The sequence below is a fragment of the Xenophilus azovorans DSM 13620 genome, assembly GCF_000745855.1.
GTDB lineage: Bacteria > Pseudomonadota > Gammaproteobacteria > Burkholderiales > Burkholderiaceae_C > Xenophilus > Xenophilus azovorans.
The window spans coordinates 1-19633 of record NZ_JQKD01000068.1 but is presented as its reverse complement, the minus strand read 5'-3'; the positions used below and the strand labels follow the sequence as shown (position 1 = coordinate 19633).

Below are 19633 nucleotides of genomic sequence, written 5' to 3'. Positions count from 1 at the left end.
TTCCAAAGTGTCCATGTGTCCACGCAAAAGTCCGTGGACACAAGCATCCTTGGCCGGCTATCGAACTTCAATGTGGGTTGGCCGGACGCATACCAGTTTGTCCCCATCGGACAGCATGTACTCCTTGTCCGCAGGCTGGGCCCGATCAATGGCCTTGGCAGTGAGCTTCATCGCCGTACCTCCGTGTACCCTGCGAAAACAGGGGGAACGGTAAGGGAACACGCCAGGGAACAAAAACCCCGGGATTCGGCGGAATCGAATGCGACGCTGTGGGACAGGTTTCTTGCGTAACCCCTTGATTTCCCTGAGGAAATGGGATTCGATGAAACCGGGTGGGAAAGGGGGATGGTGGCCTGGGGCGGAATCGAACCACCGACACGCGGATTTTCAATCCGCTGCTCTACCAACTGAGCTACCGGGCCGTCGCTTGGCGTTGCACCAAGCCGAGCCCATGATTATACAGCGCTGCGGCGGCCCCTGGACAGGTCGACACCCAATTGTTTAAGTTTGCGATAGAGGTGGGTGCGCTCCAGGCCGGTCTTCTCGGCCACGCGCGTCATGGAGCCGTTCTCCATGGCCAGATGGAACTCGAAGTAAGCCTTCTCGAAGCCGTCGCGCGCGTCTCGCAGGGGGCGGTCGAGGTCGAAGCTCTGCATCGCCTGCGGGCCCGGCTCGGGTGTGGGCGGCAGCGCGGCACCGGCCGGGCCGATCACGGCGCTCATCGGTACGCCGGAGATCAGCGGCTGGCCCGCCGCGGCCATGGGCGGCACCACGGCAGCGGCAGCGCGACGCGCGTCTTCCTTGGCCAGCGCGCGCTCCACTTCCTTGAGCAGCTTCTGCAGCGTGATCGGCTTTTCGAGGAAGGCGAAGGCGCCGATGCGCGTGGCCTCGACGGCGGTGTCGATGGTGGCGTGGCCGCTCATCATGATCACGGGCATCGTGAGCAGTCCGGCGGTGGCCCATTCCTTGAGCAGCGTCACGCCGTCGGTGTCGGGCATCCAGATGTCGAGCAGCACCAGGTCGGGCCGGGCGCGCTGGCGCGCGGCACGCGCCTCCGAGGCGTTCTCGGCCAGGTCGACGTTGTGACCTTCGTCGTTGAGAATTTCGAAGAGCAGGTCCCGAATGCCCAGTTCGTCGTCGACCACCAGGATGTTTGCCATTGAATGATGAGTGCTTGCTTGTAATCAGTACCGCGCTGCATTCCCTCTGTGCAGCGGACGATGCTCAGGTCGTCGCCGGCGCCCGTGTGTCGTTGTCCGACGGGTTCTGTGCGCGTCCGGTTGCCATCGCAAATGATAGCGAGACTTGCGCGCCGACCACAGTCCCATCGGCCGTGCGATTGGACAGTTCGATGCGGGCGCCGTGCTCGTCGGCGATCTTCTTGACCACCGCCAGCCCCAATCCGGTGCCCTTGCTCTTGGTGGTGACGTAGGGCTCGAAGGCACGCTGCAGGATGTGCTCCGCGAAGCCGCTGCCCGCGTCCAGCACCGTGAGGCGCACGCGCTGGCCGGAGTCGGACAGCCGCGTGCGGACGATCACCGGCGGCATCGCGGCGCCCTTCGGGGTCGCGGCCTCGGTGGCGTCCTGGGCGTTTTGCAATAAATTGTGAATTACCTGCCGCAGTTGTTGCGCGTCGCCGCGGATGGGCGGGCAGCGCGCATCGAGCTCCGCCTCGATGGGCACGGCAGCGTCGGCCGGGTCGTACAGGTGCAGCACCTCGGTGACGAGGGCGTTGAGGTCCAGCGGCTGCAGTTGCGCCGCGGGCAGCCGCGCGTAGTCGCGGAATTCGTTGACGAGGCGCTTCATCGCGTCGACCTGGTCGACGATGGTGCGCACCGATTTCTGCAGCACCGCCTCTTCCGCAGGCGGCAGCTTGCCGGCCAGCTTGAGCTCCAGCCGCTCGGCCGACAGTTGAATGGGCGTGAGCGGGTTCTTGATCTCGTGCGCCAGCCGGCGCGCCACCTCGCCCCAGGCCTGGGCGCGCTGGGCCGAGACGATCTCGGAGATGTCGTCGAACACCAGCAGCCGCTGCGCCGCCGGCAGGCTGGCGCCGCGGGCCACGATGTTCACCGCGCTGCGCTCCACGCCGATGCCGCTGGCGTGCAGTTCGTAGGCGTGCTGCCAGTGGTCCAGTCCGTGCTGCGTGGCGTCGAGCTCGAATTCGTCGAAGCGGTGCAGCACGGCCAGCGCGAATTCCGCCAGGCCGGGCACCTCGGCCAGCGGGCGTCCCTCGTAGGCGGCCAGCGGCGCACGCAGCACGCGCGTGGCGCCAGGGTTGGTGGAGACGATGACGCCGGCGCGGTCGAGCACCATGACGCCGGCGGTGAGGTTGTCGAGGATGGTCTGCAGGTTGGCGCGCGCCGCGTCCACCTCGCCCATGCTGCGCTCCACCGCGGCGCGCGCATCGGCCAGCTGCTGCGTCATCTCGGCGAAGGAGCGTGTCAGGCCGCCCAGTTCGTCCCGGCTGGTGGAGACCTGCGTGGGCCGCAGGTCGCCGGCGGCGACCTGGCGCACGCCGTCGGCCAGCACCAGCAGCGGCCGGGCGAGCTGGTTGCCGAACAGCACGGCCAGCAGCACCGCGCCGAACACGGCGAGGAACAGGCTCAGCGTGAGGGTGCCGATGTACATGCGGCGCAGGCCCTCGCGGGCCAGGGCGCGCTCCTGGTACTCGCGGTTGGCCTCCTGCACCGCCAGCGCATTGGCCACCACGGCCGTCGGCAGGGGCTGCACGATCTGCAGGAAGCGCGGCTCGCTGCGCAGGTCGAAGCCGGGCCGCGGCACCAGCGCCATGGCCTTCACCTGGGCCGGCGGCACGGCCCCGCCGGGCAGTTGCGCCGCCTCGTCCAGCCCCTCGATGTAGGCGACGGCGCGGTCGGCCCGCACCTGGCGCAACTGCTGGGGCGTGGGCCGCTCGGGGTTGAGCTCGAAGCGCGAGCTGCCGGCGCTGGCGATGAGCTGGCCGGAGGCGGTCCACAGCAGCAGGTTGCTGGCGCCGAGCTGGTCGCGCATGCGGTCCAGCGCCAGCGCAGTGCTGGTGTCGGGCACCTGCGAGAGCTGGCCCGCCGCCGCCCGCGCCTTGCCGGCCAGGTCGTCGGCCAGCGAGTCGAGCGTGGCGCGCCCCAGGTTCAGGCCCGCGTCGAGCGCGCCCTCGACCTTGACGTCGAACCAGCTCTCGATGGAGCGGGCGACGAACTGGTAGGAGACGGTGTAGACCAGGATGCCCGGCACCACGCCGACCAGCGCGAACACCGCCGCCAGCTTGACCAGCAGCCGGCTGCCGAACTTGCCCTGGCGCAGCCGGCGCGCCAGGCGGAAGGCGACCCAGCCGATGACCAGCAGCAGCGCGATGGCCACCACCACGTTGATGGCGAACAGCCGCGCGTAGTTGCGCTCGTACAGGGCCTGGTTGTTGGTCGACTGGGCCAGCAGGAACATCAGCACCAGCCCGATGGCGGTGACGGCTGCGGCGCCCACGCCGATGGCCCAGCGCACGCCGCGCGAGCGGTGCGGCGGAGCGATGGGCGGCGTGCTCATTGCATCTTCTCCAGCGGAAGCTGCACGCTGCGCTCGACGGCGACGTTCCAGTCCGACTGGCCGACCAGGCCGATCTGGAAGGGCCGGGGCAGTTGCGAGGTGTCGAGCCGGAAGCGGAACACGACCGGGTAGCGCTCCCCCTCCTCGCCCACTTCCGACGCGTCGGCGATGCGCAGCCGGCCGATGCGCCGCACCGCGTCGAGCGCCTCGTCCAGCGAGTCGAAGTTCTGGTTCAGCGTGACGCCCGCGATGGCGGCGGTGATGGGCACCGGCGACACGTTGAGCCGCCAGCGCCGCGTCAGCGGCTGGTAGGCCAGCCGCATGTGGCGCGCCGCATGGCCGATCTGGCGATCGGTCCAGTACCAGCGCTCGCGGAACAGCTCGGCCTCGGCGACGAAGTGGATGGCGATGCCCTTGTCCAGCACGTCCAGCACCGGCGGCGACAGGTCGAGCCGCACGGCCGCGCTGAGGAAGACGCCGTCGTCGCTGCGCTCCAGCTTGAGCTGGGTGACTTCGGCGGCGGGGCCCGCCTGGGCCTGGGCCGCGGGAAGGTGCCCACCGCCGGCAGCCAGCAGTGCGGCGGCCGCCAGCAGGCGCAGGCAGCCGCGGCGCCCGTCGCGGTCAGGCCCGGCGCTTTTCAAGCAGGGCGTAGAAGAAGCCGTCGTGCTCACCGAGGGCATTGTCCGCGACGGCGTGCCGCCCCGGCCCGCCCTGGGGCAGCAGATGGCCCGGGGAAGGAAGCGCCTGCGCATCGGTGTTGCTTGCAAGGAACGCATCGATCTGCTCCGAGCCCTCGCGGCGGAAGACCGAGCAGGTGCAGTACAGCAGGCGCCCGCCGGGCCGCACCAGCGGCCACAGCGCGGCCAGCAGCATGGCCTGCTGCAGGGCGAGCTGCTCCACGTCGCTCTCGCGGCGCAGCCAGCGCACGTCGGGGTGGCGCCGCACGATGCCCGAGGCGGTGCAGGGCGCGTCCAGCAGGATGGCGTCGAAGGGCTGGCCGTCCCACCATTCGGCGGGCCGGGCCGCATCCGCCGCGCGCACCTGCGCCTCGCCGGCCAGCCCGAGGCGCGACAGGGTCTCGTCCACGCGGCGGCAGCGGGCCGGGTCGACGTCCAGCGCCGTCAGTGCCAGGCGGCCGGGGCCGGCGTGCTCCAGCAGGTGCGCGGTCTTGCCGCCGGGGGCGGCGCAGGCGTCCAGCACGCGCAGCACGCCGCCGCCGGGCGGCGCCAGGCCGTCCAGCAGCAGCGGCGCGGCCAGTTGCGCCGCCGCGTCCTGCACGGAGAACTCGCCGGCCTCGAAGCCGGGCAGTTGCTGCACCGGCCGCGCACGGCCCAGTTCGAGGCCGCTGCCGGCCACGCGCCGCGCCGGCAGGTCCATCGCGGCCAGCGCCGGCAGGTACTGCGCCACGGAGGTGCGGCGCACGTTGATGCGCAGGGTCAGCGGCGCCGCCGTGTCGTCGGCCCGCAGGATGCGCTGCCATGCCTGCGGATGGTCGCGCCGCAGCCGCTCGATCCACCAGCGCGGATGGTTCCAGTGCGCCACCGGCTCGTGGTCGGTGAGTTCCACCAGTTCGTCGCGCTCGCGCAGGAAGCGGCGCAGGCAGGCGTTGATGAAGCTGGCCTGCGCGCGGGTGGCCGGGTTGCGCTTGGCCGCCTCGACGGCCTGGTCGACCAGGGTGAAGGGCTCGTAGGGCGAGCGCGCCGCGTCCCAGCCTAGCGCCAGGGCGCCGCACAGCAGCGCATCGGCCGCGGGCGGCGGCGTGCGCTTGGCCAGGTGGCGCCGCAGGCCCTCGCCGCGCCCCAGCCAGCGCAGCGCATGGAACACCAGTGCCTGCACGCCGGGGCGCAGCGCCGGGTCCACCGCCTCCAGGGCGGAGGTGGCGGAGCTGCCGGCCCGCACCGCGGCCAGCACGGCGGCCAACTGCTGAAGCTGCTGCCACAGCGGCGGCCCCATCGGCTGCGTCGCGGCCGGGGAAAGTGGGGAGGATGAGGAAGGCGCGGACAAGGTGGAAGGAAAAAGGGTCGGTGCGTCGAAGGATGGCGTAGTCGTCAGCCCAGCGGGGCCGCCCGCCGCATCCGCAAGAGCCAGGCCACCAGCACGGCCGGGAACTGGCCGATGGCGTGGTTGTACTGGATCACGGCGGCATTGAACTGAGCGCGCGAGATCTCGGCCAGCGCCGAGGGCTCGGGCCAGACCAGCGGCACGGCGGCGGCACCCGGCGCCGGCAGTTCCTGCAGAGCCGCGGGCCGCGACAAGGTTCCGTCGGGCTCGAAGCTGATGGGCTCCGCGTCCGGGTGCATGCGCTGCCAGGCCGTCAGCAGCACGCCCAGGGCCGTGCCCAAGGCGGCCATCGCCTGCGGATCGAGCGGCCGCGGCCGCGTGCTGCCCATGACGGTGGACATCTGCGCCGAAGCCGCGCGCAGCGCCGTTTCGGTGCCGTTGTCGTCGCCCGGCCCGCCGGCGGCCGGTGCCGGAAGCGCCGCCTGGACGAAGTCCAGTTGGCGCAGCATCTGCGCGTCCAGCGCGGCATAGGCCTGCAGCGCGGCGGCGCGCAGCCGCACCAGGCGGTTGTGCGCGCCGACGAACCAGAACAGCAGTGCCGCCAGGGCGGCCCAGGTGAGCAGCGAATCGCCCAGCCAGTTCACGGCTGCGGTCTCCGTGGAAGAAAAAGCGCCCTTCTCCCGCGCGGGGAAGAAGGGCGCAGCAGGCCGGTCATGGCCAAGGGTCGTCGTCAGGCCGGCAGGCCGGTCACTCCGAACCCTCGCTGGCCTCGGCCGTGGTCGCGGCGGCCTCGCCGGACGATGCCGCCAGTTCCGCGGCCTCCGCCTCGGCGATGGCGCGGCGCTCGGCCTCGTCCATCGCGTCCTTGGCCTTGCGCGCCTGGTGGTACGCCAGGCCGGTGCCCGCGGGGATCAGGCGGCCGACGATGACGTTCTCCTTCAGGCCGCGCAGCTCGTCGCGCTTGCCCATGATGGCCGCCTCGGTCAGCACGCGGGTCGTTTCCTGGAAGGAAGCGGCCGAGATGAACGAGTCGGTGGACAGCGACGCCTTGGTGATGCCCAGCAGCAGGTTGGTGTAGGTCGCCGGCAGCTTGTCCTCGGACCGCAGGCGGTCGTTGGTGTCCAGCATCTCCGAGCGCTCGACCTGCTCGCCCTGGATGTAGGCCGAGTCGCCCGGGTTTTCGACCACGACGCGGCGCAGCATCTGGCGAACGATCACCTCGATGTGCTTGTCGTTGATCTTCACGCCCTGCAGCCGGTACACGTCCTGCACCTCGTCAACGATGTAGCGCGCCAGTTCTTCGGAGCCCAGCAGGCGCAGGATGTCCTGCGGGTCCGCCGGGCCGTCGACCACGGATTCGCCCTTGTTCACCACCTGGCCTTCGTGCACCAGGATGTTCTTCTCCTTGGGCACCAGCTCTTCCCACACCTTGCCTTCGGGGTCGGTGATCTGCAGGCGGATCTTGCCCTTGGTCTCCTTGCCGAAGGACACGGTGCCGGTCATCTCGGCCAAGAGGCCCTTGTCCTTGGGCGAACGCGCCTCGAACAGCTCGGCCACGCGCGGCAGACCGCCGGTGATGTCGCGGGTCTTCTGGCCCTCGACCGGGATGCGGGCCAGCACTTCGCCGGGGCCCACGTCCTGGCCGTCGCGCACCTGGATCAGGGCGCCGACCTGGAAGCCGATCGTCACCGAGTGATCGGTGCCGGGGATCTTCACCTCGTTGCCGCCGGCGTCCAGCAGCTTGACCTGCGGACGCACGACCTTGGCCGCGCCGCGGCGCTTCGGATCGATCACCACCAGCGTCGACAGGCCGGTGACCTCGTCCACCTGCTTGGCGACGGTGACGCCTTCCTCGATGCCCTCGAACTTCACCTGGCCGGCGAACTCCGTGATGATCGGTCGCGTCAGCGGATCCCAGTTGGCCAGGATGGTGCCGGCCTTGATCTGCTGGTCGGCCTTGACGGTCAGCGTCGCGCCGTACGGCACCTTGTGGCGCTCGCGCTCGCGGCCGTGCTCGTCGTGGATGATGATCTCGCCCGAGCGCGCGATCACCACCAGCTCGCCCTTGGAGTTGGTCACGTAGCGCATCGTGGCGTTGAAGCCGATCACGCCGTTGCTCTTGGCTTCGACGCTGGAGGCCACCGCCGCGCGCGAGGCCGCGCCGCCGATGTGGAAGGTCCGCATCGTCAGCTGCGTGCCGGGCTCGCCGATCGACTGGGCGGCGATCACGCCGACCGCCTCGCCGATGTTCACCAGCCCGCCGCGGCCGAGGTCGCGGCCATAGCACTTGGCGCACAGGCCGAAGCGCGTGGCGCAGGTCAGCGCGGTGCGCACCTTCACCTCGTCCACGCCGGCCGCTTCCAGCACTTCCACGGCATCCTCGTCGAGCATGTCGCCGGCCTTGACCAGCACGGCACGCGTCTCGGGGTGCAGCACGTCGTCGGCCGCGGTGCGGCCGAGGATGCGGTCACGCAGCGACTCGATCACCTCGCCGCCCTCGACGATGGCGCGCATCGCGGTGCCGTCGTGCGTCTCGCAGTCCTGCTCGGTCACGACCAGGTCCTGCGTCACGTCGACCAGGCGGCGCGTCAGGTAGCCCGAGTTCGCGGTCTTCAGCGCCGTGTCGGCCAGGCCCTTCCGGGCGCCGTGGGTGGAGATGAAGTACTCCAGCACGTTCAAGCCTTCGCGGAAGTTCGCGGTGATGGGCGTCTCGATGATCGAGCCGTCCGGCTTGGCCATCAGGCCGCGCATGCCGGCCACCTGGCGGATCTGCGCCGCGGAACCGCGGGCGCCGGAGTCGGCCATCATGTAGATGGAGTTGAAGGACTCCTGGTCCACTTCCTTGCCGTTGCGGTCCTCGACCTTCTGCTTCGAGAGCTGGGCCATCATCACCTTGGAGACGGCGTCACCCGCGCGGCCCCAGATGTCCACGACCTTGTTGTAGCGCTCGCCGGCCGTCACCAGGCCCGAGACGTACTGCTGCTCGATCTCCTTCACCTCCTTGGAGGCTTCGTCGATGATCTTCTGCTTCTCCGGCGGCACCAGCATGTCGTCGATGGCGATCGAGATGCCGGCCTTGGTCGCCAGGCGGAAGCCGTTCTGCAGCAGCTTGTCGGCGAAGACCACCGTTTCCTTCAGGCCGCACTTGCGGAAGGAGGCGTTGATCAGCTTGCTGATCTCCTTCTTCTTCAGCGCCTTGTTCATGATGGAGAACGGCAGGCCCTTGGGCAGGATCTCCGACAGCAGCGCGCGGCCGACCGTCGTGTCGACCAGCGCGGTGCTGGGCGTGAACTCGCCGGTGTCCTTGTTCTTGGCCCACTCGGTGATGCGCACCGCCACCTTGGCCGTGAGCTCCACCACACCGGCGTCCAGCGCGCGCTGCACTTCACCGATGTCGGAGAAGATCAGGCCCTCGCCCTTGCCGTTGATGCGCTCGCGGGTGGTGTAGTACAGGCCCAGCACCACGTCCTGCGAGGGCACGATGGAGGGCTCGCCCGAGGCCGGGAACAGCACGTTGTTGGAGGCCAGCATCAGCGTGCGGGCTTCCATCTGCGCTTCCACCGACAGCGGCACGTGCACGGCCATCTGGTCGCCGTCGAAGTCGGCGTTGAAGGCGGCGCACACCAGCGGGTGCAGCTGGATGGCCTTGCCTTCGATCAGGATCGGCTCGAAGGCCTGGATGCCCAGGCGGTGCAGCGTCGGCGCGCGGTTCAGCAGGACGGGGTGCTCCTTGATCACCTCTTCCAGGATGTCCCACACCACCGGCGTGCCGCTCTCGACTTCCTTCTTCGCCGCCTTGATGGTGGTGGCGATGCCCATGGCTTCCAGGCGCGAGAAGATGAAGGGCTTGAACAGCTCCAGCGCCATCAGCTTCGGCAGGCCGCACTGGTGCAGCTTGAGCGTCGGGCCCACCACGATGACCGAGCGGCCCGAGTAGTCGACGCGCTTGCCCAGCAGGTTCTGGCGGAAGCGGCCGCTCTTGCCCTTGATCATGTCGGCCAGCGACTTCAGGGCGCGCTTGTTGGCGCCCGTCATCGCCTTGCCGCGGCGGCCGTTGTCCAGCAGGCTGTCGACGGCCTCCTGCAGCATCCGCTTCTCGTTGCGCGCGATGATCTCCGGGGCCTTCAGCTCCAGCAGGCGGCGCAGACGCGAGTTGCGGTTGATGACGCGGCGGTACAGGTCGTTCAGGTCCGACGTGGCGAAGCGGCCGCCGTCCAGCGGCACCAGCGGACGCAGGTCCGGCGGCAGCACGGGCAGCACGTTCAGCACCATCCACTCGGGCTTGATGCCCGACTTGCGGAAGGCCTCCAGCACCTTCAGGCGCTTGGAGTTCTTCTTGACCTTGACTTCGGAGCCGGTCAGGTCGCCGCGCAGCTTCTCGATCTCGGTGTCCAGCTCGATGCCTTCGAGCAGGTCCTTGATGCCCTCGGCACCCATCTTGGCGACGAACTCGTCGCCGTACTCGTTGCGCTTGGCGTCGTAGTCGTCCTCGGTCATGATGCTGAACTTCTTCAGCGGGGTCATGCCGGGGTCGGTCACCACGTAGGCCTCGAAGTACAGCACGCGCTCGATGTCGCGCAGCGTCATGTCGAGCACCAGGCCCAGACGCGACGGCAGGCTCTTGAGGAACCAGATGTGCGCGCAGGGCGCGGCCAGGTCGATGTGGCCCATGCGCTCGCGGCGCACCTTGGTCTGCGTGACTTCGACGCCGCACTTCTCGCAGATCACGCCGCGGTGCTTCAGGCGCTTGTACTTGCCGCACAGGCACTCGTAGTCCTTGATGGGCCCGAAGATCTTGGCGCAGAACAGGCCGTCGCGCTCGGGCTTGAAGGTCCGGTAGTTGATGGTCTCGGGCTTCTTCACCTCGCCGAAGGACCACGAGCGGATCTTCTCGGGCGAGGCCATGCCGATCTTGATGGCATCGAAATGCTCATCGGGGGTGAACTGCTTGAACAGGTCGAGTAGCGATTTCATGTTCCTGATTCCCCTTCCAATTACGAACGCTCGAGTTCCATGTCGAGGCCGAGGGAGCGAACTTCCTTGACCAGCACGTTGAAGGACTCGGGCATGCCGGCCTCGATGGCGTGCTCGCCCTTGACGATGTTTTCGTAGACCTTGGTGCGGCCCTGCACGTCGTCGGACTTGACGGTGAGCATCTCCTGCAGCACGTAGGCGGCGCCGTAGGCTTCCAGCGCCCACACTTCCATCTCGCCGAAACGCTGGCCGCCGAACTGCGCCTTGCCGCCCAGCGGCTGCTGGGTGACGAGCGAGTACGGGCCGGTCGAGCGGGCGTGCATCTTGTCGTCCACCAGGTGATGCAGCTTCAGGAAGTGCATGTAGCCGACGGTGACGGGACGCTCGAACTGGTCGCCGGTGCGGCCGTCGTACAGGTACGCCTGGGTGCGTGTGTCGGTCAGGCCCTTGAGCTTGGCGATGTCGTCCGGGAAGGCCAGCTTCAGCATCGCGCGGATCTCCTCTTCCGAGGCGCCGTCGAACACCGGGGTCGCAAAGGGCACGCCGCTTTGCAGGTTGTGCGCCATCTCCACGATCTCGTCGTCACCGAGCTTGGCCAGCTCTTCCTTGCGGCCGGAGCCGTTGTAGAACTGCTCCAGGAACTTGCGCAACTCGGCCACCTTGGCCTGCTGCTGCAGCAGGTCGCCGATGCGCTGGCCGATGCCCTTGGCGGCCCAGCCCAGGTGCACTTCCAGCACCTGCCCGACGTTCATCCGCGAGGGCACGCCCAGCGGGTTCAGGCAGATGTCGCAGGGCGTGCCGTCGGCCATGTGGGGCATGTCCTCGACCGGAACGATCTTGGACACCACGCCCTTGTTGCCGTGGCGGCCGGCCATCTTGTCGCCGGGCTGCAGGCGGCGCTTGACGGCCAGGTAGACCTTGACCATCTTCAGCACGCCGGCGGGCAGTTCGTCGCCCTGCGTCAGCTTCTTGCGCTTCTCTTCGAAGGCCAGGTCGAAGCTGTGGCGCTGCTGCTCGATCGAGTTCTTGATCGATTCGAGCTGGGCGGCCACGTCCTCGTCCGCCGGGCGGATGTCGAACCAGTGGAACTTCTCGACCGAGGCCAGGTAGGCCGCGTCGATCTTGCTGCCCTTGGCCAGCTTGTTCGGGCCGCCGTTGGCGGCCTTGCCGGTCAGCAGCTTCTCGATGCGGTCGAAGGCGTCGGCCTCGACGATGCGCAGTTGGTCGTTCAGGTCCAGGCGGTAGCGCTTGAGCTCGTCGTCGATGATCTGCTGGGCGCGCTTGTCGCGCTGGATGCCCTCGCGGGTGAACACCTGCACGTCGATCACGGTGCCCGAGGAGCCCTGGTCCACGCGCAGCGAGGTGTCCTTCACGTCGGAGGCCTTCTCGCCGAAGATCGCGCGCAGCAGCTTTTCTTCCGGCGTCAGCGTGGTCTCGCCCTTGGGCGTGACCTTGCCCACCAGCACGTCGCCCGGCTGCACCTCGGCACCCACGTAGATGATGCCCGACTCGTCCAGGCGGTTGAGCTGCTGCTCGGCCAGGTTCGGGATGTCGCGGGTGATTTCCTCGGCGCCCAGCTTGGTGTCGCGCGCCATCACCACCAGCTCCTCGATGTGGATGCTGGTGTAGCGGTCGTCGGCCACCACGCGCTCGCTGATCAGGATCGAGTCCTCGAAGTTGTAGCCGTTCCAGGGCATGAAGCCGATCAGCATGTTCTGGCCGAGGGCCAGTTCACCCAGGTCGGTCGAGGCGCCGTCGGCGATCACGTCGCCCTTGGCGATCTTGTCGCCGCGCTTGACGATCGGACGCTGGTGGATGTTGGTGTTCTGGTTGGAACGCTGGTACTTGATGAGGTTGTAGATGTCCACCCCCACCTCGCCGGCCTGCGCCTCCGCGTCGTTGACGCGCACCACGATGCGGGTGGCGTCCACGTAGTCCACCACACCGCCGCGGGTGGCGGTCACCACGGTGCCCGAGTCCACGGCCGAGACGCGCTCGATGCCGGTGCCCACGAAGGGCTTCTCGGGACGCAGCACCGGCACGGCCTGGCGCTGCATGTTGGCGCCCATCAGTGCGCGGTTCGCATCGTCGTGCTCCAGGAAGGGCACCAGCGAGGCGGCCACCGACACGATCTGCGCCGGCGACACGTCCATGTACTGGATGCGGTCGGCGCCGACCAGGATCGATTCGCCCTTCTCGCGCGCCGACACCAGCTCGCCGGTCAGGCGACCGTCCTTGTCCAGCGCCGCGTTGGCCTGGGCGATGACGTACTTGCCCTCCTCGATGGCCGACAGGTAGTCGATGTCCATCGTCACCTTGCCGTCCGCCACGCGGCGGTACGGCGTCTCGATGAAGCCGTACTCGTTCAGGCGGGCGTACAGAGCCAGCGAGTTGATCAGGCCGATGTTCGGGCCTTCCGGCGTCTCGATCGGGCACACGCGGCCGTAGTGCGTGACGTGCACGTCGCGCACTTCGAAGCCGGCGCGCTCGCGCGTCAGGCCGCCCGGGCCCAGGGCCGAGACGCGGCGCTTGTGCGTGATCTCGGACAGCGGGTTGGTCTGGTCCATGAACTGCGACAGCTGCGAGGCGCCGAAGAATTCCTTCAGTGCCGCCGAGATCGGCTTGCTGTTGATCAGGTCGTGCGGCATGAGCGGCTCTTGCTCGGCCTGGCCCAGGCGCTCCTTCACGGCCTTCTCGATGCGCGCCAGACCGGTGCGGTACTGGTTCTCGGCCAGTTCGCCCACGCAGCGCACGCGGCGGTTGCCCAGGTGGTCGATGTCGTCCACCTCGCCGCGGCCGTTGCGCAGGTCGACCAGGATCTTGACCACCGCGAGGATGTCCTCGTTGGTCAGGACCATCGGGCCGGTGGCCTCGTCGCGGCCGATCTTGGCGTTGAACTTCATACGGCCCACGCGCGACAGGTCGTACGTGTCCGGGTTGTAGAACAGGCGCTGGAACAGGGCCTGCACCGCGTCCTCCGTCGGCGGCTCGCCGGGGCGCATCATGCGGTAGATGGCGACGCGGGCGGCGAACTCGTCCACCGTCTCGTCGATGCGCAGGGTCTGGCTGATGTAGGCGCCCTGGTCCAGCTCATTGGTGTAGATGCACTGGATCTCCTGCACGCCGGCGGCGCGCAGCTTCTTGAGCAGCGCCTCGGTCAGCTCGTCGTTGGCCTTGGCCAGGATCTCGCCCGAATCGGCATCGACGATGTTGCGCGCCAGCACGCGGCCGACGAGGAAGTCCTCCGGCACGCTGACGTGCGTGGTGCCCGACTGCTCCAGCTCGCGCGTGTGGCGCGCGGTGATGCGCTTGTCCTTGGCGACGATCACCTTGCCCGACTTGTCGGTGATGTCGAAGCGCGCGACTTCGCCGCGCAGGCGCTCGGAGACGAACTCCATCTGCGCGCCGCTGTCCATCAGGCGGAAGTTGTCGTTGACGAAGAAGTTCGCCAGGATCGATTCCGGATTCAGGCCGATGGCCTTGAGCAGGATCGTGACCGGCATCTTGCGGCGGCGGTCGACGCGGAAGTACAGGATGTCCTTCGGGTCGAACTCGAAGTCCAGCCACGAGCCACGGTAGGGGATCACGCGGGCCGAGAACAGCAGCTTGCCCGAGCTGTGCGTCTTGCCCTTGTCGTGCTCGAAGAACACGCCCGGCGAGCGGTGCAGCTGCGAGACGATGACGCGCTCGGTGCCGTTGATGATGAAGGAGCCCTTGTCGGTCATCAGGGGCACTTCGCCCATGTAGACCTCCTGCTCCTTGACTTCCTTGACCACCTTCGACTGCGAGGTCGAGGACTCGCGGTCGTAGATGATGAGCTGCACCTTGGCGCGCACGGCCGAGGCGAAGGTCAGGCCGCGCGTCTGGCATTCGCGCACGTCGAACGCCGGCTTGGCCAGGTTGTATTCCAGAAACTTCATCTCCACGAAACCGTTGTGGGAGACGATCGGGAAGGCGGCATTGAACGCGGCCTGCAGGCCTTCGTCGCTGCGCTTCTGGGGTGGGACGCTCGCTTGCAGGAAGGCGGTGTACGCGTCCTTCTGCATCTGCAGCAGGTAGGGAATCGTGACGACGCTGTCGCGGTTGCCGAAGCTTTTGCGAATGCGCTTGCGTTCGGTATAACTGTAGGTCGATGCTTGGGCCATGAGAGCTCCGGGCTTGAGATCATCAGCGACTAGACCAGCGACGCCGCTTTCTCCGGCGCCCCTGCTTGGCGGCTGGCCACTACCAGCGATGGCGGACGGCGATGCGTTGCACATCGCCCGAACCAAGGGATCTTCTGCAGTCGGGTCAGAAGACACTAGAAAGCCGGCGTAGCCGGCGGCTTTCTGGTGGCCTCTTGAAGCGGCAAAGGCTGGAAGGCCCGCGAAGGCGCTTCCAGCCTCGAAGGTGAAGCGAATTACTTCAGTTCCACCTTGGCGCCGGCTTCTTCCAGCTTCTTCTTGGCCGCTTCGGCGTCTGCCTTCGGCAGCGCTTCCTTGACGGCCTTGGGAGCGGCTTCCACCAGGTCCTTGGCTTCCTTCAGGCCCAGGCCGGTGATTTCGCGCACGGCCTTGATGACCGACACCTTGTTCGCGCCGGCTTCGGTCAGCACGACGTTGAACTCGGTCTTCTCTTCGGCCGCAGCGGCAGCGCCACCGCCGGCACCGCCGGCGGCCGGGGCGGCCATGGCCGCGGCGCTCACGCCGAACTTCTCTTCGATGGCCTTGACCAGGTCGTTGAGTTCGAGGACGGTCATGCTGTCCAGCGCCGTCAGGAATGCGTCTTTATCGAATGCCATTTTGATTTCCTAAAACAGATTGGGTTGATTGCCGCGAAATCCAGCGATGGATCAAGCCGCGGCGGCTTCGGCTGCAGGCTCTTCTGCAGCACCTTCGCCCTTCTTGGCCGCCAGCGCGCCCAGCACCACGGCCGTGCGCGAGATCGGCGACATGAGCAGGCCGCACAGTTGGGCCAGCAGCACTTCCTTGGAAGGGATGCTCGCCAGTTGCTTGACGCCCTCGACATCCAGGGCCTTGCCACCGAAGGCGCCACCGCGGATGACCAGCTTGTCGTTGGTCTTCGCGAAATCGGCCACCACCTTCGCGGCGGCCACGGCGTCCTCGGAGAAGCCATAGATCAGCGGACCGGTCATCTGGTCGCCCACGGCCTCGAATGCGCTGCCGGCCACCGCACGGCGGGCCAGGGTGTTCTTCAGAACACTCAGGCTCACGCCTTGGGCGCGGGCGTTGTTGCGCAGACGAGTCATGTCGGCGACCGTGATGCCGCGGTATTCCGCCATCACGAGCGTTTGAGCTTTGGCGGCGAGGCCGGTCACTTCTGCAATGACCGCTTCTTTCTCACTGCGATTCAGACTCAAGGTTGACTCCTTTTCAATGCTGCCCCGGAGAACACCCCAGGGCAGCGCCTTCATGCAGCGACCACCTGTTTCGGAAATGGATTCCTTGCAGCGGGATCGCCATCTGCGCTGGCCGGTCCCCGGAGGGGCCGATTAAGGCTGCAACGGTTCCCCGTGCAGCCGCCAGCGGTCTTGGATGGCCCGCAGCAGCTTGGCGCCGCTGCGGCCCACCACATTCGCCGCCCGCCGATCCGAAACGAACCGGCCGGCGGCAAATCACGTCATCAGGCCTGGCCGATGGACTGCGTGTCGACGCGAACGCCCACGCCCATCGTCGAGGACACCGCCACCTTGCGCAGGTACACACCCTTGCTGGTGGCCGGCTTGGCCTTGTTCAGCGCATCGATCAGCGCCGCCAGGTTGCCCTGGAGCTTGTCGTTGTCGAACGAGCGGCGGCCGATCGTGCCGTGGATGATCCCGGCCTTGTCGACGCGGAACTGCACCTGGCCGGCCTTGGCGTTCTTCACCGCCGTGGCGACATCGGGCGTCACGGTGCCGACCTTGGGGTTCGGCATCAGGCCGCGCGGGCCGAGGATCTGGCCCAGCGTGCCGACCACGCGCATCGCGTCGGGGGCGGCGATCACCACGTCGAAGGGCATGTCGCCCGCCTTCACCTGGGCAGCCAGGTCGTCCATGCCGACGATGTCGGCGCCGGCGGCCTTGGCTTCCTCGGCCTTGGCGCCCTGGGCGAACACGGCCACGCGCTTGGTCTTGCCGGTGCCGTTGGGCATCACGACGGCGCCGCGCACCACCTGGTCCGACTTCTTGGCGTCCACGCCGAGCTGCACGGCCACGTCGATCGACTCATCGAACTTGGCGGTGGCCGCTTCCTTCACGAGGGCCAGCGCCTCGCTCAGGGGGTACAGCCGGGTGGTTTCGATCTTGCCCTGCTGGGCCTTGGCTTTCTTGGTCAGCTTGGCCATCTCACACGCCCTCCACGTTCACGCCCATCGAGCGGGCCGAGCCGGCGATGGTGCGCACGGCAGCATCCAGATCCGCGGCCGTGAGGTCGGGCATCTTGGTCTTGGCGATCTCCTCGAGCTGGGCGCGGGTGATCTTGCCGACCTTGTCGGTGTGCGGCTTGGCCGAGCCCTTGTCCAGCTTGATCGCCTTCTTGATCAGCGTGGTCGCCGGCGGCGTCTTGATGATGAAAGTGAAGCTCTTGTCCGCGAAAGCGGTGATCACCACCGGCAGCGGCAGACCGGGCTCGACGCCCTGGGTCTGGGCGTTGAACGCCTTGCAGAACTCCATGATGTTCAGGCCGCGCTGACCCAGCGCGGGACCGATCGGCGGCGAGGGGTTGGCCTTGCCTGCCGGCACTTGCAGCTTGATGAAGCCGACGATCTTTTTCGCCATGCTTTCTTCTCCTTGCGGGTTCTAGCGCCGCGGACTCTGCCGCGGCTCCCCGGGGTTGCAGCTCTGCTGGAAAGGAAGGCGCGCCGAGCCGTGAAGCGCGCCTCCGGGATCTGTCACGTCTTCTCGACTTCGGCGAAGGCGAGCTCGACGGGGGTGGCGCGGCCGAAGATCATGACCGACACGCGCACCTTGCTCTTCTCGTAGTTGACTTCCTCGACCGTGCCGTTGAAGTCGGTGAAGGGACCTTCCTTCACGCGCACCAGTTCGCCCACGATGAACTCCACCTTGTGGCGCGGCTTGTCGGTGCCCTGCTGCATCTGGCTGACGATGTCCTCGACCTCCTTCTGCGAGATCGGGGCCGGGCGGTTCTTGGCACCGCCGACGAAGCCGGTCACCTTGTTGGTGTGTTTCACCAGGTGCCAGCTCTCGTCGTCCATCACCATCTCGACCAGCACGTAGCCGGGGAAGAGGCGGCGCTCGGTGGTGCGCTTCTGGCCGTTCTTGACGTCCACCACCTCTTCGCTGGGCACCAGGATGCGGCCGAACTTGGACTGCATGCCGGCGCGGTTGATGCGCTCGGTGATGTTGCGCTCGACGGCCTTCTCCATGCCCGAGTAGGCATGGACCACGTACCAGCGCAGATCCGGGTTGGCGGGCGGCGCCAGAACCGGATGGACTTCGTTGTCCACGGTGTCGTTCATTATTTCCTCCAGCCCAGCAGCAGGTCGTAGAAGACCCATTCGACCGTCTTGTCGGTGAGCCACAGGAAAATGGCCATGATCACCACGAAGCCGAAGACGTAGGCCGTCATCTGGATGGATTCCTTGCGCGTGGGCCAGACGACCTTCTTCACCTCGCGCCAGGAATCGCGGCCGAAGGCCCACAGCCGGCGGCCGCTTTCGGACACGGCGAACATCGCCACCGCCGCCGCCAGCCCCACGATCAGCGCACCCCACTGCACCAGCGCACCTTCGCGCCCCAGCAGGTAGAAAGCGACGAAGCCCCCCACCGCCAGGACGATGGCGGCAGCGAGCTTGGCCTTGTCGGCACCCGTGCTGACGGTTTCGATTTGAGTTGCGGCCATGTTCGGCGAATTCCTGCGGCCTCTCGGCCTCGTTGCCGGCGTCTCTCGTAACGCCGAAGCCCGCCGGGGGCGGCGGGCTTGTTTGGCTCATCCCGCCACGCGGCGGAAACCACCCTCAGGTGGCAGGGGCAGTAGGAATCGAACCTACAACCTTCGGTTTTGGAGACCGACGCTCTGCCAATTGAGCTATACCCCTAGGCACGGATCCTTATTCGATGATCTTGGCCACCACGCCGGCGCCCACGGTGCGGCCGCCTTCGCGGATGGCGAAGCGCAGACCCTCTTCCATGGCGATCGGCGCGATCAGCTTCACGGTGATCGACACGTTGTCGCCAGGCATCACCATCTCCTTGTCCTTGGGCAGCTCGATGGCGCCCGTCACGTCCGTCGTGCGGAAGTAGAACTGCGGACGGTAGTTGTTGAAGAACGGCGTGTGACGCCCGCCCTCGTCCTTGCTCAGCACGTACACCTCGGCCGTGAAGTGGGTGTGCGGCTTGATGGTGCCGGGCTTGCACAGCACCTGGCCGCGCTCGACTTCCTCGCGCTTGGTGCCGCGCAGCAGGATGCCGACGTTGTCGCCCGCCTGGCCCTGGTCCAGCAGCTTGCGGAACATTTCCACGCCCGTGCAGGTGGTCTTGACCGTCGGGCGGATGCCCACGATCTCGATTTCCTCGCCGACCTTGATCACGCCGCGCTCCACGCGGCCGGTCACCACCGTGCCGCGGCCCGAGATGGAGAACACGTCTTCCACCGGCATCAGGAACGCACCGTCCACCGCGCGCTCGGGCGTGGGGATGTAGGTGTCCAGCGCCTCGGCCAGCTTCAGGATGGCCTGCTCGCCCAGCTCGCCCTTGTCGCCTTCGAGCGCCAGCTTGGCCGAGCCGTGGATGATCGGGGTGTCGTCGCCGGGGAACTCGTACTTGTCCAGCAGCTCGCGGACTTCCATTTCCACCAGCTCCAGCAGTTCCTTGTCGTCGACCATGTCGCACTTGTTCAGGAACACGATGATGTAGGGCACGCCCACCTGGCGGGCCAGCAGGATGTGCTCGCGCGTCTGGGGCATCGGGCCGTCGGCGGCCGAGCACACCAGGATGGCGCCGTCCATCTGGGCAGCGCCGGTGATCATGTTCTTGACGTAGTCGGCGTGGCCCGGGCAGTCCACGTGGGCGTAGTGGCGGTTTTCCGTCTCGTACTCCACGTGCGCGGTGTTGATGGTGATGCCGCGCGCCTTTTCTTCCGGAGCCGCGTCGATCTCGTCGTACTTCTTGGCCTCGCCGCCGAACTTG

General features: G+C 67.7%; 14 protein-coding genes and 2 tRNA genes. All 16 read right to left on the bottom strand.

What is annotated here, in order from left to right:
* Window positions 1–346: 346 nt before the first annotated feature.
* Window positions 347–422 (bottom strand) — tRNA-Phe (locus Q392_RS23955).
* 33 nt (window positions 423–455) lie between these two features.
* Window positions 456–1160, bottom strand: a complete 705-nt coding sequence (locus Q392_RS23950) for a response regulator (RefSeq protein ID WP_038213635.1) — start codon at window positions 1158–1160, stop codon at window positions 456–458.
* A gap of 64 nt (window positions 1161–1224) precedes the next feature.
* The gene (locus Q392_RS23945; protein WP_038213633.1) at window positions 1225–3534 is read right to left on the bottom strand and encodes a sensor histidine kinase; all 2310 of its coding nucleotides are present in this window, start codon (window positions 3532–3534) and stop codon (window positions 1225–1227) included.
* Entirely contained in the window at window positions 3531–4175 is a 645-nt protein-coding gene (locus tag Q392_RS23940) for a DUF4390 domain-containing protein (RefSeq protein ID WP_342665634.1), read from the bottom strand. Before Q392_RS23940 ends, Q392_RS23945 begins: the two co-directional genes overlap by 4 nt.
* Window positions 4156–5487 carry a 16S rRNA (cytosine(967)-C(5))-methyltransferase RsmB gene (gene rsmB, locus Q392_RS23935; RefSeq protein WP_038213630.1) on the bottom strand — a complete coding sequence of 444 codons (1332 nt, stop codon included), beginning with the start codon at window positions 5485–5487 and terminating at the stop codon, window positions 4156–4158. Before rsmB ends, Q392_RS23940 begins: the two co-directional genes overlap by 20 nt.
* Window positions 5488–5582: 95 nt before the next feature.
* Window positions 5583–6179 (bottom strand): LemA family protein, encoded by a 597-nt coding sequence (locus Q392_RS23930; protein ID WP_038213628.1) that lies wholly within the window; start codon window positions 6177–6179, stop codon window positions 5583–5585.
* Between the two features lie 103 nt (window positions 6180–6282).
* Complete coding sequence (gene rpoC, locus Q392_RS23925; RefSeq protein ID WP_038213624.1) at window positions 6283–10509, bottom strand: DNA-directed RNA polymerase subunit beta'; 4227 nt, start codon at window positions 10507–10509, stop codon at window positions 6283–6285.
* 20 nt (window positions 10510–10529) lie between these two features.
* Window positions 10530–14654, bottom strand: a complete 4125-nt coding sequence (rpoB, locus tag Q392_RS23920) for a DNA-directed RNA polymerase subunit beta (protein WP_038213621.1) — start codon at window positions 14652–14654, stop codon at window positions 10530–10532.
* A gap of 254 nt (window positions 14655–14908) precedes the next feature.
* Window positions 14909–15289: a 50S ribosomal protein L7/L12 gene (gene rplL / locus Q392_RS23915; RefSeq protein ID WP_038213618.1), complete on the bottom strand. Its 381-nt coding sequence runs from the start codon at window positions 15287–15289 to the stop codon at window positions 14909–14911.
* Between the two features lie 51 nt (window positions 15290–15340).
* Window positions 15341–15868: a 50S ribosomal protein L10 gene (gene rplJ, locus Q392_RS23910; RefSeq protein WP_038213614.1), complete on the bottom strand. Its 528-nt coding sequence runs from the start codon at window positions 15866–15868 to the stop codon at window positions 15341–15343.
* Window positions 15869–16131: 263 nt separating this feature from the next.
* Window positions 16132–16830: a 50S ribosomal protein L1 gene (rplA, locus tag Q392_RS23905; protein WP_038213611.1), complete on the bottom strand. Its 699-nt coding sequence runs from the start codon at window positions 16828–16830 to the stop codon at window positions 16132–16134.
* Between the two features lies 1 nt (window position 16831).
* Window positions 16832–17263, bottom strand: coding sequence for a 50S ribosomal protein L11 (rplK, locus tag Q392_RS23900; RefSeq protein ID WP_038213608.1), 432 nt, complete (start codon window positions 17261–17263; stop codon window positions 16832–16834).
* Between the two features lie 113 nt (window positions 17264–17376).
* Window positions 17377–17964, bottom strand: a complete 588-nt coding sequence (nusG, locus tag Q392_RS23895) for a transcription termination/antitermination protein NusG (RefSeq protein ID WP_038213605.1) — start codon at window positions 17962–17964, stop codon at window positions 17377–17379.
* Window positions 17964–18347, bottom strand: coding sequence for a preprotein translocase subunit SecE (gene secE / locus Q392_RS23890; protein ID WP_038213575.1), 384 nt, complete (start codon window positions 18345–18347; stop codon window positions 17964–17966). Before secE ends, nusG begins: the two co-directional genes overlap by 1 nt.
* Window positions 18348–18467: 120 nt before the next feature.
* Window positions 18468–18543, bottom strand: a tRNA-Trp gene (locus tag Q392_RS23885).
* Between the two features lie 12 nt (window positions 18544–18555).
* Window positions 18556–19633, bottom strand: a 1078-nt coding sequence (gene tuf, locus Q392_RS23880; protein WP_038213556.1) for an elongation factor Tu, incomplete at its 5' end; no start/stop codon positions are given.

Coding starts and splice junctions, on each gene's coding strand:
- rplA (WP_038213611.1), bottom strand. CDS start 16,830: ATGGCCAAGCTGACCAAGAAAGCCAAGGCCCAGCAGGGCAAGATCGAA.
- rpoB (WP_038213621.1), bottom strand. CDS start 14,654: ATGGCCCAAGCATCGACCTACAGTTATACCGAACGCAAGCGCATTCGC.
- rpoC (WP_038213624.1), bottom strand. CDS start 10,509: ATGAAATCGCTACTCGACCTGTTCAAGCAGTTCACCCCCGATGAGCAT.
- Q392_RS23950 (WP_038213635.1), bottom strand. CDS start 1,160: ATGGCAAACATCCTGGTGGTCGACGACGAACTGGGCATTCGGGACCTG.
- secE (WP_038213575.1), bottom strand. CDS start 18,347: ATGGCCGCAACTCAAATCGAAACCGTCAGCACGGGTGCCGACAAGGCC.
- nusG (WP_038213605.1), bottom strand. CDS start 17,964: ATGAACGACACCGTGGACAACGAAGTCCATCCGGTTCTGGCGCCGCCC.
- rsmB (WP_038213630.1), bottom strand. CDS start 5,487: ATGGGGCCGCCGCTGTGGCAGCAGCTTCAGCAGTTGGCCGCCGTGCTG.
- rplK (WP_038213608.1), bottom strand. CDS start 17,263: ATGGCGAAAAAGATCGTCGGCTTCATCAAGCTGCAAGTGCCGGCAGGC.
- Q392_RS23945 (WP_038213633.1), bottom strand. CDS start 3,534: ATGAGCACGCCGCCCATCGCTCCGCCGCACCGCTCGCGCGGCGTGCGC.
- rplL (WP_038213618.1), bottom strand. CDS start 15,289: ATGGCATTCGATAAAGACGCATTCCTGACGGCGCTGGACAGCATGACC.